Annotated in this window: 12 protein-coding genes; 3 read left to right on the forward strand and 9 right to left on the reverse strand. The window is 60.0% G+C overall.

Translation table 11 applies throughout. The features are described 5' to 3' along the window. Positions 1 to 23: 23 nt before the first annotated feature. From ureC to tatC, 5 genes are all read right to left on the reverse strand, one after another. Positions 24 to 1,727 carry an urease subunit alpha gene (gene ureC / locus E1958_RS01790; protein WP_133510338.1) on the reverse strand — a complete coding sequence of 568 codons (1,704 nt, stop codon included), beginning with the start codon at positions 1,725 to 1,727 and terminating at the stop codon, positions 24 to 26. Further along, the gene (locus E1958_RS01795) at positions 1,724 to 2,047 is read right to left on the reverse strand and encodes an urease subunit beta (protein ID WP_133510339.1); all 324 of its coding nucleotides are present in this window, start codon (positions 2,045 to 2,047) and stop codon (positions 1,724 to 1,726) included. The genes ureC and E1958_RS01795 overlap by 4 nt, the downstream gene beginning before the upstream one ends. A gap of 64 nt (positions 2,048 to 2,111) precedes the next feature. Further along, the gene (ureA, locus tag E1958_RS01800; protein ID WP_089728399.1) at positions 2,112 to 2,414 is read right to left on the reverse strand and encodes an urease subunit gamma; all 303 of its coding nucleotides are present in this window, start codon (positions 2,412 to 2,414) and stop codon (positions 2,112 to 2,114) included. Between the two features lie 168 nt (positions 2,415 to 2,582). Next, on the reverse strand, positions 2,583 to 3,272 hold the full coding sequence (locus tag E1958_RS01805; protein ID WP_133510340.1) for a hypothetical protein: 690 nt from the start codon (positions 3,270 to 3,272) through the stop codon (positions 2,583 to 2,585). Positions 3,273 to 3,413: 141 nt separating this feature from the next. Further along, positions 3,414 to 4,586, reverse strand: a complete 1,173-nt coding sequence (gene tatC, locus E1958_RS01810; RefSeq protein ID WP_133510341.1) for a twin-arginine translocase subunit TatC — start codon at positions 4,584 to 4,586, stop codon at positions 3,414 to 3,416. Positions 4,587 to 4,760: 174 nt separating this feature from the next. On the opposite strand from tatC, the gene E1958_RS01815 reads away from it, so the two are divergent. Then, positions 4,761 to 5,339, forward strand: coding sequence for a PHP domain-containing protein (locus E1958_RS01815; protein WP_133510342.1), 579 nt, complete (start codon positions 4,761 to 4,763; stop codon positions 5,337 to 5,339). Positions 5,340 to 5,809: 470 nt separating this feature from the next. On the opposite strand, the gene E1958_RS01820 is transcribed toward E1958_RS01815, so the two are convergent. After that, complete coding sequence (locus tag E1958_RS01820; protein ID WP_133510343.1) at positions 5,810 to 6,955, reverse strand: hypothetical protein; 1,146 nt, start codon at positions 6,953 to 6,955, stop codon at positions 5,810 to 5,812. Next, positions 6,952 to 7,848: a PAAR domain-containing protein gene (locus E1958_RS01825; protein WP_133510344.1), complete on the reverse strand. Its 897-nt coding sequence runs from the start codon at positions 7,846 to 7,848 to the stop codon at positions 6,952 to 6,954. The genes E1958_RS01820 and E1958_RS01825 overlap by 4 nt, the downstream gene beginning before the upstream one ends. A gap of 225 nt (positions 7,849 to 8,073) precedes the next feature. Between E1958_RS01825 and E1958_RS01830 the strand changes: the two genes are divergently transcribed. Further along, positions 8,074 to 10,563, forward strand: a complete 2,490-nt coding sequence (locus E1958_RS01830) for an ATP-binding response regulator (RefSeq protein ID WP_133510345.1) — start codon at positions 8,074 to 8,076, stop codon at positions 10,561 to 10,563. A 501-nt stretch (positions 10,564 to 11,064) separates the two neighbouring features. Here E1958_RS01830 and E1958_RS01835 read toward each other — a convergent pair. Continuing rightward, a complete protein-coding gene (locus E1958_RS01835; protein ID WP_165741643.1) occupies positions 11,065 to 11,772 on the reverse strand; it encodes a response regulator transcription factor in 708 nt (235 codons plus the stop codon). Positions 11,773 to 12,060: 288 nt separating this feature from the next. On the opposite strand from E1958_RS01835, the gene E1958_RS01840 reads away from it, so the two are divergent. Further along, positions 12,061 to 12,288 carry a helix-turn-helix domain-containing protein gene (locus tag E1958_RS01840; protein WP_133510347.1) on the forward strand — a complete coding sequence of 76 codons (228 nt, stop codon included), beginning with the start codon at positions 12,061 to 12,063 and terminating at the stop codon, positions 12,286 to 12,288. Between the two features lie 495 nt (positions 12,289 to 12,783). Here the strand turns inward: E1958_RS01840 and E1958_RS20020 are convergent, their stop codons facing one another. Then, on the reverse strand, positions 12,784 to 12,948 hold the full coding sequence (locus tag E1958_RS20020; RefSeq protein ID WP_166664573.1) for a hypothetical protein: 165 nt from the start codon (positions 12,946 to 12,948) through the stop codon (positions 12,784 to 12,786). Between the last annotated feature and the right edge of the window lie 8 nt (positions 12,949 to 12,956).

Consider the following 12,956-nt stretch of genomic DNA (forward strand, 5'->3'; position numbering starts at 1 on the left):
TGTACTGATGCTTAACCATCGTTTCAAAACAAAAAATATCGCTGTGCCATCGGCAGCACCGCGGCCGGCTCGCAGGTGAGCAACCGGCCGTCGGCGCGGACCTCGTAGGTCTGGGGATCGACCTCGATACTGGGCCGGTAATGGTTGTGGATCATGTCCTGCTTGCGTATCCGGCGGGTGTTGCGCACGACGCCGATCAGCCGCCGTAACCCCAGCCTCTCGTGCTCGCCGGCCTGCTGCGCCTGCCGGGAGATAAAACTCATGCAGGTCGCCCCCAGGGCGTCGCCGAAGGCGCCGAACATGGGCCGGTAGTGCACTGGTTGGGGGGTGGGGATGGAGGCGTTGGGATCGCCCATGGGCGCCGCGGCGATCATGCCGCCCTTGAGGATCAGACTCGGCTTGGTGGCGAAAAATGCGGGCTTCCACAGCACCAGGTCCGCCAACTTGCCCACTTCTACGGAGCCCACCTCATGGGCAATGCCGTGAGTGATGGCAGGATTGATGCCGTACTTGGCCACGTAGCGCTTGGCGCGCGCATTGTCGTGAGCGGCTGGGTCGCCCTCCAGACTGCCGCGTTGCACCTTCATCTTGTGGGCCGTCTGCCAGGTGCGGGTGATGACCTCTCCGACCCGGCCCATGGCCTGGGAATCCGAGGCGATCATCGAGAAGGCCCCCAGGTCGTGCAGGATATCTTCCGCGGCGATGGTCTCGCGGCGGATGCGGGACTCGGCGAAGGCCACGTCCTCAGGGATCGACGGAGACAGATGATGGCAGACCATGAGCATATCCAGGTGCTCATCCACGGTGTTGACCGTGTAGGGTCGGGTCGGGTTGGTGGAGGACGGCAAGACGTTGGCCAGGCCGCAGGTCTTGATGATGTCCGGTGCGTGGCCGCCCCCGGCCCCCTCGGTGTGGTAGGTATGGATACAGCGCTCTTTGAAGGCCGCGATCGTGTCCTCCACGAAGCCGGATTCGTTCAGGGTATCGGTATGGATGGCGACTTGGACGTCCATCTTCTCCGCCACCGCGAGGCAGTTGTCGATGGCCGCCGGGGTGGTGCCCCAATCCTCGTGCAGCTTCAGGCCCATGGCCCCGGCCCGGACCTGCTCCTCCAAGGCTTGGGGTAGGCTGGCATTCCCTTTGCCCAGGAACCCCAGGTTGATCGGCAACCCCTCGGCGGCCTGGAGCATGCGCCGGATATTCCAAGGCCCGGGGGTGCAGGTCGTGGCATTGGTCCCCGTCGCGGGTCCGGTACCGCCGCCCAGCATAGTGGTGACGCCGGACATCAGGGCGTCTTCCACCTGCTGGGGGCAGATGAAGTGGATATGGGCATCGATGGCACCGGCGGTCAGGATCCGGCCTTCCCCGGCGATGGCCTCGGTCCCCGGCCCGACCAGGATGTCCACGCCGGCTTGGGTATCCGGGTTTCCGGCCTTGCCGATAGCGGCGATACGGCCGTCCTTGATGCCCACGTCGGCCTTGACGATGCCCCAGTAATCCAGGATCAGGGCATTGGTGATGACCAGATCCACCACCGTGTCGGTCTGCCTCTGGCACTGACCCATGCCGTCTCGAATCACCTTGCCGCCGCCGAATGTGACCTCGTCGCCGTAGTGGGTGCGGTCTGCTTCGACCTGGATGAAGAGCGCCGAGTCACCGAGCCGCACCCGGTCGCCGAGGGTGGGACCGTACAGCTCCGCATAGGCTTGCCGGCCGATGCTGGTCATGGGTTGCCCTCCCCATCCAGCGGACCCATGACCTTGGCGTTGAAGCCGTAGATCCTGCGCGACCCGGCATAGGCAACCAGATCCACGGTCCGCGACTGACCCGGCTCGAAGCGCACCGCGGTGCCGGCCGGTATATCGAGACGGAAGCCACGGGTCCGTCCTCGATCGAAGTCGAGGGCGGGATTGGTCTCGTAGAAGTGGTAGTGGGAACCGACCTGAATGGGACGGTCGCCGGTGTTGGCGACCTTGAGCGTCATCCGTTCACGACCGGCATTGAGCTCAATGGTGCCGGGCGCGGTGTGTATTTCACCTGGGATCATGGCATCCCTCCTCTCGGAATCGGCCTGCATTCGGTGTGGGCGCAGAGGCGGAAATGGACGGACACTAAAGGATGGGATCGTGCACGGTCACCAGCTTGGTGCCGTCCGGGAAGGTCGCCTCGACCTGGACCTCGTGGATCATCTCGGGCACGCCCTCCATGACATCGTCTCGGGTCAAGAGGGTCCGGCCATAGTCCATCAGCTCGGCAACGGTCCTGCCCGCGCGGGCCCCTTCGAGTATCGCACAACTGATGAAGGCCATAGTCTCCGGGTAGTTGAGCTTGAGCCCTTTGTCCTTCCGACGTTCCGCAAGCAGCCCGGCGGTGAACAGCAACAGCTTGTCTTTCTCTCGCGGCGTGAGCTCCATGGTAGGCCCCTCGTGACAGTTCTCTCAAAAAAGCTCCGCGCCCTCTGCGTCTTTTGTGGTTGAAACGCCGGATTATGCGAACCTCTACCGCGGGATTACCTGCCGCAGCCAGGATCAAGAGAGGCGCTGCTTGACCCTGGAGCGTGGGAGCGAGTCGGAAATCTGTCTCTACCCGAACTTTCGGGGCTGAAAGTCGGTGGGGTTGATGATAGCGGCGCTGTCGCCCGTGGCCCGAATCACGAATAACCCCTGGTTCTGCGCATATTGGTCGCTCGCTTGCTCCGCGCGCAGATAGGCCACCGCACCCAGCACCGTATGGGCGCTGTATTCGGGCAGGTAATGCTTGGCTCGATGGAGGTGTGCGATGAACTTCTCGACCGGCCCGACCCGCAGGGTCGTCTTCACCTCTACGATGACGATCTCCTCACCATTATGCGCAATGATATCGAATTCATAGCTCTCTCCGTTCCGAGAACCCTTGCGCCGGGTCGAGGTATCGTTGATCCGGATTCCCCGCTTGCCCAACAAGCGAACCAGATCCCCTTCCACCAGGCTCTCCACCAACTTGCCCCATTGGCCTTCGAATAGCTCCTGCAAGGCCTTCATCTTCTTGTCCGTTTCCCGGAACATGCGGTCTGTCTCTTGGAACCTGAGGTCCAAGGCCCGTTGCGACGCTTGGAACTCACGGTCCGTTTCTTGGAGCCTGCGCTCCCAGGCCCGCTGCGATTCCTGGAACTTACGGTCTGTCTCCTGGAACTTAAGGTCTGTTTCCTGGAATTTACGGTCCGTTTCTTGGAACTTACGGTCCGTTTCCTGGAACAGCTGCCAGATTTTGTCAAAAGTTAATGCGGTATCCATGATGAAAGCAACACTACATCGTTGAAAGTTTTCCTTCAGAAGGCGAATTTCGCTGCCGACCGGCCACTGATTTTGGAAACGATAAACCAGCTTAGTTCAGGACGGGGAGAGGTCAAAGGGCCCTTTATGGAGCCCGGATTGCTAACGGTCATCGATCTGCGCCAGAATATTCCGCGCCACTTGGCGTTGCTCATCGTCGCCTTCTTCCAGCACCTCGTAGAGCAGTCGCCGGACCCCCGTATGCTCCTCCTGATCGCGTAGCTCTTTGATCCACCTGAGCTTCTGATCCACCGGGTCCGGTTCGTCCAATGCCTTGGAAGCGCTCTCCTCGTCGGCCTCGATGGCATCCAACGCTTCCTCCATCTCCTCTTCCGTCAAGGGTCGGAACCGTTCCGGATCCAAGGGATTGCCACCGGCTATGTCCCGGCCGACCAGTGCCTCCTCACCATCGGATGTGTCGCCTTGTCCGTCGGAAGATGGGGTTGGGCCTATGTTCAAGCCCTCGCCGGGGGGAGATTCCCCGGCGGATGTCCCGGCGGTGGGCGCCGTTGCCTGGGCCTCTTCGGGTGCCCTCCGCCGCTGCTGAAAGAAGCGGGAAGCGAGGACCCCGAGCTCGAACAGGATCCACATGGGCAGGGCGAGCAGGGTCTGAGAGATCACGTCCGGTGGTGTCAGAAGCATCCCCGCCACGAAGACTCCGACGATGAGGTAAGGTCGTTTGCGAGCTAAGTCCTCCGGCGTCGTGATGCCGGCAGCGACCACCAGGATGGTGGCGATGGGGATCTCGAAGGCGATGCCGAAGGCGAAGAACAGGGTGAGGACGAAATCCAGGTAATGGCTGATATCCGTCATGACCGCCACCCCCGCCGGAGCGGTCCCGGTCAGGAAAGCGAATATCAGCGGGAAGACCGCGTAGTAGGCGAAGACCATCCCCAGATAAAAGAGCAGGATGCTGGAGAGCAGCAGGGGAATCGCCAGCTGCCTCTCGTGGCTGTAGAGTCCCGGCGCCACGAACGACCAGAGCTGGAACAGCAGATAGGGCATGGACAGGAAGACCGCCGACACCAGCGCCAGCTTGAAGGGGGTCAGGAAAGGAGAGGCCACCTGGGTAGCGATCATGCTGGTCCCTTCCCGCAGTTGCGCCATCAGGGGCGTGGCCACATAGATATAGATGTCATTGGCGAAGGGGAAGAGGACAAGAAATACCAACAGCACCGCCACCAGCATACGTATCAGGCGGTCGCGCAGCTCCACCAAGTGAGAAACGAAGGGCTGTTCCTGACCCGGTGCTTGGGGATTCGTGGGCGATGACATTGCGCTTGTTGAGATTCGTTCCTAGGTGCTGGTCGATGCCTCGAGCATGCGCACTGGCCCTGCTGTAATCAGGGTTTGCCAAGCGATTCGGTGCATGAACCGGATCGCAAAGGTTTCATCGTGCCGCAAAGTTGCTGTGCAATTCTCTAGTCATTTTCATTGGGGAGATCCAGATTGACGATGCTACCACAAGACCTCCACATTCATTCCACCTGGTCCGACGGCGATGCCGCCGTGGTACCGGAGCAGACCATCGGGTTCATCGCAGCCCTATGCCACGCCGAGGTGATAGGCATCAGCGATCACTTGGAGCTGGTGGGAGAGAACGCCTTCGAGGCGTACAGTCAGGAGGTCCGGGCCGCCGGATTCAAGGTCGGCATGGAGATCGACGGCCACCCTTGGGTGCCGGCGGCGGAAGGCGTTGTGGCCGATTATCGGATCTTCCACTGCTACGACCGGGATGCGGACTACCGGGCACTGGACCGGCTGCTGGAGACGGGTCAACCAGTGATCGTCGCGCACCCCAACGTCTTGGACACCAATTTGGATCGGGTCCCGCCAGAGTGTCTGATAGAGATCAACAACCGCTACGTCTGGTGCTGCAATTGGCGGGGCTTCTACGGTCCCTTCGTCGACCGATTTGGTTTCGTCATCGGCTCGGATGCCCATCAACCCAACTGGCTGAATCAAACCGTGGCGCGCTACGTAGCCGCCGAGCTCGGCGTCCGGGAGAAGCGCTTGTTCGGCACCTGACCGCGGAGGGTTATCGGCGGCAGATCAGCTTGTAGGTTGGGCAAAGCCGGTAGGATGTGGTGAGCCGCCGGGCGCGGGATACGCCCGGCGGCGAACCGCATCAATGGTGTGGTGAACGCCTGCCTATCGCCCCGGGAGAGTGTCGCAAAAGGCACCGATCTTCGCCCTTTGAGCCTGAGGTATCCCCACATTATTGCAATCTAAAACAACGAGTTATGGAGCGAATGAGCGGCCACGATGCCCTCATGGCTCGTTCCCACGCTCCAGCGTGGGAATGCCGTTGTGGCCGCTCCAGCGGCCAAGGTTTCATGACGCTGGAGCGTCTGGATTTGTTCCCACGCTGGAGCGTGGGAGCCAGAGGCGAATCACGCGAATCCTCACGAATGGATTCGCGCCGATTCGCCGTTTTCTCTTTCGTAATTCCAACCCACTACGGCAAGCGGCTAACTGTCAGGTCCCGTGTGATTGCATCATCCCAACGGGCCGGCATCCCGTCTATTGAGGACATACGACTTCGCCTTCCCGGTCAGTATCTCCTTGCGGATGATCTCTTTCCGACGGTCCTCGACCTGTTCCGACTCCAAGACTGAGCGCAGGAATCGAGCCACATCCCATTCCTCATAGTTTTCAATCAGCTTGGTGTTCCAGTCATACGGGGGAAAGACCGCGAGCTCGAATACATCATAGGAAACCAATCCGGATTCCAGCAGCAGCAACATGTGTTCCGCAATCAGCAGGAACCAAGGCATCTCGAGACCCTGCAGGGAGAGGGCAGCAATCATCTTTTGTCGGTCTGTAAATTCAGGACCCTCCAAGACCTTCGACACCTCCAGGGTGTGGTCTGTGGGATGCTCGTGGAGCTCCCGGAAATCCGGAACCTCGAAGAGCTTGTTCGGCGTTCTGAGATCGCCGATCTGTGCTTCGATCTTTTTGATTTTCTCGACGAAATCTGACAGTGCCTGGGCTGCCTCCGCCTTGAGTCGCGACTTCATCCCCATCTCCTTCCAAAACTGCATGTTAAGGGCATATAACCTCGCCTTCCCGGTCAATGTCCTCTCGCGAATGATTTCTTTCCGGCGGTCCTCGACCTGTTCCGACTTCAAAACCCGCTGCAGAAATCGGGCGACATCCGGCTGGTCATAGTTCTCAGCCAGCTTGCTATTCCATTCGAGAGGGGGAAATACCGCGAGCTTGAACACATCATAGGAAATCATTCCGGATTCCAGCAGCCGCAACATGTCATTTGCAAACCGCATAAACCGCGGCAGATCGAGTCCCTGCATGGAGAAGGCAATGATGATCTTTTGTTGGTCCGTAAATTCGGTGCTTCTCAAGGCATCCCAGGCTGCGGAGAGATAGCTTGCGGGATGCGCATGGATCTCCCGGAATTCCGGATAATTGAATAATTCGCCATCCCATGTCAGATTGCCGATCTGCGCTTCGATCCTTCTGATTCTTTTACCGAAACCTGACATCGCCTGTACCTCGTTCGTCTCGGCTGGAGCGTCGCTGTCCGACTGTGCCCAATGGCCCCCAGCGATCAATGAAACGGCGGCCAGTGCCGGCAGCCACCAGCCGCGTCGTGCCCGTTGTAACCTGCATGTTCGCGCCGTCATGGACCCACATACCTCCGAAAGGTCGGTTTCTGCCCAGGCTCAAACCCCCAATCGCTTTCGACGACTTTTTCGCGGGTAGCCGATATGGTCGAGCTGGGTCCCGACACGATACCCACATGACCGGAGGCGTTCGAAGAGTTTTGTGCGATTGCGGCAACATCGCCGGGTTGGGGATCCGTTACCACTTGCCAGCCTGGGATCTCCACGGACGGATCGGCCCATTGGCCGGCCAGTGGCGGATGCTCTTCCTTCAATATATTGCTAAAGATACCGGGAAGGCGCTCCCTTTCCATCATCGGGACCGGCTTGCCCGAATTATCGAGCGTTTCGTAGACAAAAAGGTTGCACTTATAAGTATCAGAAGGATAAGGGGGACGGTCAGCCTCATAAGCCCAGGCCGTGCTGTCGATATGCTTGCGCGCCTCTTGGACGCTGGGATCGAGGATTGTGTCGGATTCCGCCGGCGATGGATTGCGCTGTTCCGGGGCCAACCCCTTTGCGAAGGCCGGATCGAGTGGGGAAGGCCGACCGGTTGTTTGTCCCCGGCTGCTCGATCCGATGAAAAGGGTTGGGCTGCCGGTGACGATGAAATCTCCCCGAGCCGTGACATCGCCCACCCCGGCGGCGGGTTTACCGCCGATCAGGAACGTCGGATTACCGGTAGCAATGACGTCCCCTCGGGCCGTAACATCGCCTACCCTGGCAGCGGGTCTGCCGTCAATCAGGAATGTCGGATCGCCGGTGGTGATAACATCCCCCTGGGCCGTGACATCGCCTACTCTGGCGGCAGGTCTGCCGTTGGTCGGCCGCGTCAACCCGCCGGCGGCGCTGGTATTTTCCGGCGAGCCGGCGCTGGCTGTCTGGTCGTCGTTGCGAGTAGTTGGCTTTGACATGGTGCCTAATGGACGAATGCTCGATCTGGGCGAGGGAACCCTATGATCCCGCTCACCACGGTGTCAAGTCCGTTGACATTGAGTTAAACTTTCATTCCGCTAGGGATTGGCGGAATCCGGTCATCAGAATGTGAAATTTTTCACAATTGTCATGGCTCCCCGGTTCCGCAATCCCTGTCAGATCAGTGGTATTGTTTCAACCCAATTGAATCGAGTTGTGATCATATGAAACTTGCCATAACTGACTACATGGTAAGAGACGAGCTCAGTATAAAAATCAGCGCCTGGCTGGCTTTCTCGGCTCATCCGATCTATTATCTGGTCTGGATCTATCTGATACCCCAACCCTATGACAATCTCTTTCTTAGATTGTCCTCCAGCTTGTTCTGTATTCCTGTGATCCTTGCCGATTTCTGGCCGCAGCGGCTCCAAAGGTGGCTCTATCCCTATTGGCATTTCTTTTTGATGTACGGCTTGACCTTGACCTGCACCTATTTGACCTTACAGAATGGTTTTTCGACCATGTGGATGATGACGGAGGTCATGGCGGTATTTATTCTAGCGATGCTGATCGACAACTTACTCCTATTATTCATAAACCTGTTTGTCGGGGTACTGCTTGCCTATGGCGCCTATTGGCTGGATCCCTTCATGCCGATCAGTTGGGAAACCGCGGATATGGCCGCCTTCGCGCTGATCCCCATTGTTATGATCTGCGCTGTCGTGTTTAACTTCACAAAAAGAAGAGGAATAGCGGCCCAAGAGAGAAACATAGTTAAGGCCCTGCGCTCCCTGGCCGGCAGTGTCGCCCACGAGATGCGCAATCCGCTGGGGCAGGTGCGGCATAATCTGAATAGGATCGGACAGCGGCTCCCTGTCTATCACCCTGACCGGCCTGCTGAGGCCCTGGACGAACAGGCCCTCGACCGCATCTATCAGGGGGTCGCCCAGGGCCAGCAGGCCGTGAAGCGCGGCATCCAGGTGATCGATATGATTCTGGATCAGGTCCATGATAAGCCGATCGATCCCGACCGCTTCGTCTATCTCTCGGCCGCCCGCACCACCCACAAGGCGCTCGACGAGTACGGCTATGACTCCTCCGCCGAGCGGGATCGGGTCCATTTGGAGGAGGGGGCGGAGTTCACCTTCCGGGGCGACGAGACCCTGTATCTGTTCGTCCTGTTCAACCTGTTGAAGAACGCCCTCTACTATCTGCAGACGGATCCCCAGAGTGGGATCTTTCTGCGTCTGGAGCAGGGTGAATCCTGCAACCGTCTGCGCTTCAAAGACACCGGCCCCGGGATTGCGAAGGAGAACCTGGACCACCTCTTCGACAGCTTCTATACCGCGGGCAAACAGGGCGGCACCGGGCTGGGACTGGCCTACTGCAAGCGGGTGATGCGCGCCTTCGGCGGTGATATCGGCTGCGTTTCGGTCCTGGGGGAGTTCACCGAATTCACCCTGACCTTCCCGCCGGTGGCGGAGGCCGAGCTCGCGGCCTACGAGCGGCGGGTCATGGATGAAGCCCGACCGCTGTTTGCGGGCAAGCGGCTTCTGGTGGTGGACGATGCATCGCTCCACCGCCTGACCGTCCGCAATGCTCTGCAACCCTTGCCGGTGGTCCTGGACGAGGCCGGCGACGGCAATGAGGCCATCGAGCGGGTGCGGGGTGCGCACTATGATCTGATCCTGATGGATCTTAATATGCCGGCGCTGAACGGTTATGAGGCGACGGAACGGCTCCGGGCCGGGGCCGGCGGTCACCAGGGCCGGACCACCCCGATTGTGGCCTATACCTCGGAGCCGCCCTATATTGCCCAGGGCAAGATCGAAAAGGTGGGCATGCAGGGGTTGCTGCCGAAGCCCTGTACCCCACCGGAGCTGCTGGTGGCAGTGGGCGACTATCTGCGGCGCGGGGCGCCGGCTCCGGTCGTGGCCTATGCGGGCAAAAGGGTGTTGGTGGTGGATGATGCGGCGTTCAACCGGCTGTTCGTCAAAGAGACGCTGGAGAAAGCCGGCATCGAGGTTATGGAGGCGGCGGGGGGAAAGGCGGCCATTGCGGCGCTGGCGGGGTGCTCCTATGATCTGGTATTGATGGATATCCAGATGCCGGGGATGGACGGCCTGGAGGTGACGCGCCGGCTGCGCGCCGACCGGACTTTGCCCCGGAGCTTACCCATCATCGGATTGAGCGGGAAATCGGGCGCGGAGCAGATCCGCGCGGCCCAGGCAGCGGGGATGGACGACTATCTGGTCAAACCGATCGACTCGGCGCTATTATTGCGGAAGGCAGGGGAATGGCTCTCCTCTGCTCCTCTCCCGGATACGGGCAAATCACCAGGGGCTCTGCCGATGAAAGGGTACGCACAACCACCCGCGCTCGATCTCGACCTGGGCGCCCAACGCTTGGGTGTGGATCGCAACCAACTCGAAACCAGGTTCTTCCCCACCCTGCTACAGGATCATGAGGATATCCCCCAGCGGGTCCGGGAGGCCCGGGCAGCGGGTGATTATCGGGCGGTGCAGGGCTGGGTCCACAAGGTCGCTGGGCTCTATTTCTATCTCGGGGCCGACGCACTCCATGCGCAGACGAAAGCGCTGGAGGATAGGCTCGAGGGTGAAGGGATAGCGCCGACGGAGGCGATCGAGGCGTTCGCCGATCGGTTGCAGACGACGCTGGATGTGGTCCGGCGTCTGGGCAGTGGCTCAGTTTGAAAATTTTATGCTTGGCCGCTCACTTTCCGGCCCATTTAACGCCAGGACGCAATGGCGCCAAGACGCAAAGTTTCTTTGTTCTTTCTTGGCGTCCTTGCGTTGGCTCTTTATGGATTCCGGACTGCTAACGATCATAGCAGGGTTCCAGCGGACGTTTTGGAGTGCGGCGGCAACCTTACCCCGATGCTTACCGGAACCTACAGCCCTAAGCATAAGCCGGGGGTCGGTCAAGTGGCACGATCCTGCCGCCGCTTTGGATTGGACCACGCATCCGTCCCCAACAAAGGTGATGCGGCCAGGGGAAAGCGCCGTCGCCGCGGCGCGGGTGGAACCGAAGGGCCCGGATTCCCGGCCAACGCCGCTGGTATCCCCCGTGGCTGAGGTTCGATGCGGGCGCGCCGCTTTGCCGGCGCACTCCAAAGCAGTCCGGAATCCATAAAGAGCCATTGCGTTTTTTCGCAATTTCCGTTTTTTCGCGAACTGAGCCACTTCCGGCGTCTGCTATAGCTTGATTATTCCGAGTCTGATGCAGGCGCGCAGGATCTGAATGTGGGTCTCGACGCCGAGTATGGACTTGACCTCCGCGATCTTCTTATCCACATGTTTCTTCCCGATCGGCAGCATATCGGCGATCTTATTGGGGGAAAATCCTTCCAACAACAGCCTCAGCACATCTCCTCTGCGCCCTGTGAGCAACTGGGTGCGGATAGACTCGTTCGAACTGGCGTTCAGTAGGCTGATCTCGGTCCAGAACGGAGGCGTGATGTACTTGTCGCCCCGTTTGACCCGTTCGATGGCCTGACAGAGCTGTTCCAGCAATGCGTTCTTGTCGAGGAAACCATCGGCCCCCGCGTCCAGGAGTTGCTTCACTAATGTCATATCCGCGTTGCCGCTCAACAGCAGGATCGCCGTATGCGGGCTTTGCCGTTTGATCGCCTCCAGCGACGATGCATCACACGGCAGGGGCGGATCCCCGCTGTTATTGGGCATCCAGACGTCACACAGCAGCACGTCCGGGGTCGTCTTTCTCAGCGTCCTGAACAGCTGGGAGCGGGTGAGGCAGATATGAACCACTTCGATCCCACCGCATGAGGCCGTGTGCAGAAGACCGGGAAGTACCTCGGCGAGCAACGCCTGATCTTCGGCGATGACCAGCCTGATTTTCTCGGCGATCGGTGCGTTACCACCATTATTCCGTCCGGCTACCATAGTAAGCCTCCGTATTTTCACCGTCTCTATTGTAAGGGCACGGTCTCGAATCCTGGAGAAAATAACAAGCGTATTCGACGCCTGTTCAAGGAGAACCAATCCCTCCATGCTGTTAATGACCGGCTTCCTCCGGGTGGTGAGGTCGGCAGGTGATGGTTCCGGGCCTTGCGCGCGCGGATCCGTCACCCGGACAGCTGTGATTTTCTACTCACCGAGTGATCGCTGGAACGAAAAATCGAGCGTTCAATCTCTGATGAGTATATTCATAATGCGAGAGGGGTAGCAAATATGACCAAGATGGAGGCAATTCGGATTTTCGGGGGTATGAAGGAGTTGGCGGAGGCACTCGGTGTCCACCGGAGTTTGATTTCGAAGCTGCCGGATGAGCTGCCCACCAAATACAGCGACCGGGCAACAGGCGCGGCGATCCGACTGGGACGGGTGCTCTACGACGGGTCGTCGGTAGCCGGCAACCGGGATGAGGCCATGTCGAGGGGCCATTCCAGGGCGTGTTGACATTTGGAAAATCCGTACAGCGAACTCTCCAGGAACTTGTCGGCTGGCTCCCCAGGCTCCGGCGTGGGGGCAGACCTGGTCCCGACGGAGGAGGGATCTGACGCTCCAGCGTCGATTAAGCCCGCGTAGGGCGGATAAGCTTGCGCCATCCGCCGTATGCCAGCCACATCTGTCGCCCTGGTCTGACCCGACCTACAGGCCGCCATCCGGCGGGTGACGGCGCGCCCACCGCCGCGGCAATCGCAGCGCCTGCGCACGCGCCTGACCCGCCCTACGGGCTATCCTCCATCCCCGGCACGACTGTCGCGTGTGGTGAGCACCTGTCTGGGTGCAGGGACGCACCGGCAGGCGGCGAGCCGGAGCGGTCCAGCGGAAACTTTGGAGTGCGGCGGCGACTTTATCCCGGCATTGGTAGAAACCCACGGTACCTGGTGTAACCGGGGGTGCTGGCATGTACGCTGCAAACCCGCCGCCGCTTTGGATTTGGCGACGCCTCTATCCCCGGCAAAGGCCTTGCGGCCAGGGGAAAGCGCCGTCGCCGCGGCGCGCGTGGAACCCGCTGCCCAGGTTCTTGGCAAGCGCCGCGGGTATCCCCCGTCGCTGAGGTTCGATGCGGTCGCGCCGCTTTGCCGGCGCACTCCAAAGCAGTCCGGAATCCATAAAGGGCC

Origin of the sequence: Candidatus Thiosymbion oneisti (assembly GCF_004359955.1) — a bacterium.
Taxonomy (GTDB): domain Bacteria; phylum Pseudomonadota; class Gammaproteobacteria; order Chromatiales; family Chromatiaceae; genus Thiosymbion; species Thiosymbion oneisti.

Bases quoted from the DNA above. Each gene is read 5' to 3' on its own strand.
- E1958_RS01825 (WP_133510344.1), bottom strand. From the start codon at position 7,848: ATGTCAAAGCCAACTACTCGCAACGACGACCAGACAGCCAGCGCCGGC.
- ureA (WP_089728399.1), bottom strand. From the start codon at position 2,414: ATGGAGCTCACGCCGCGAGAGAAAGACAAGCTGTTGCTGTTCACCGCC.
- E1958_RS01805 (WP_133510340.1), bottom strand. From the start codon at position 3,272: ATGGATACCGCATTAACTTTTGACAAAATCTGGCAGCTGTTCCAGGAA.
- E1958_RS01820 (WP_133510343.1), bottom strand. From the start codon at position 6,955: ATGACGGCGCGAACATGCAGGTTACAACGGGCACGACGCGGCTGGTGG.
- E1958_RS20020 (WP_166664573.1), bottom strand. From the start codon at position 12,948: ATGGATTCCGGACTGCTTTGGAGTGCGCCGGCAAAGCGGCGCGACCGC.
- E1958_RS01795 (WP_133510339.1), bottom strand. From the start codon at position 2,047: ATGATCCCAGGTGAAATACACACCGCGCCCGGCACCATTGAGCTCAAT.
- E1958_RS01830 (WP_133510345.1), top strand. From the start codon at position 8,074: ATGAAACTTGCCATAACTGACTACATGGTAAGAGACGAGCTCAGTATA.
- E1958_RS01835 (WP_165741643.1), bottom strand. From the start codon at position 11,772: ATGGTAGCCGGACGGAATAATGGTGGTAACGCACCGATCGCCGAGAAA.
- E1958_RS01840 (WP_133510347.1), top strand. From the start codon at position 12,061: ATGACCAAGATGGAGGCAATTCGGATTTTCGGGGGTATGAAGGAGTTG.
- ureC (WP_133510338.1), bottom strand. From the start codon at position 1,727: ATGACCAGCATCGGCCGGCAAGCCTATGCGGAGCTGTACGGTCCCACC.
- tatC (WP_133510341.1), bottom strand. From the start codon at position 4,586: ATGTCATCGCCCACGAATCCCCAAGCACCGGGTCAGGAACAGCCCTTC.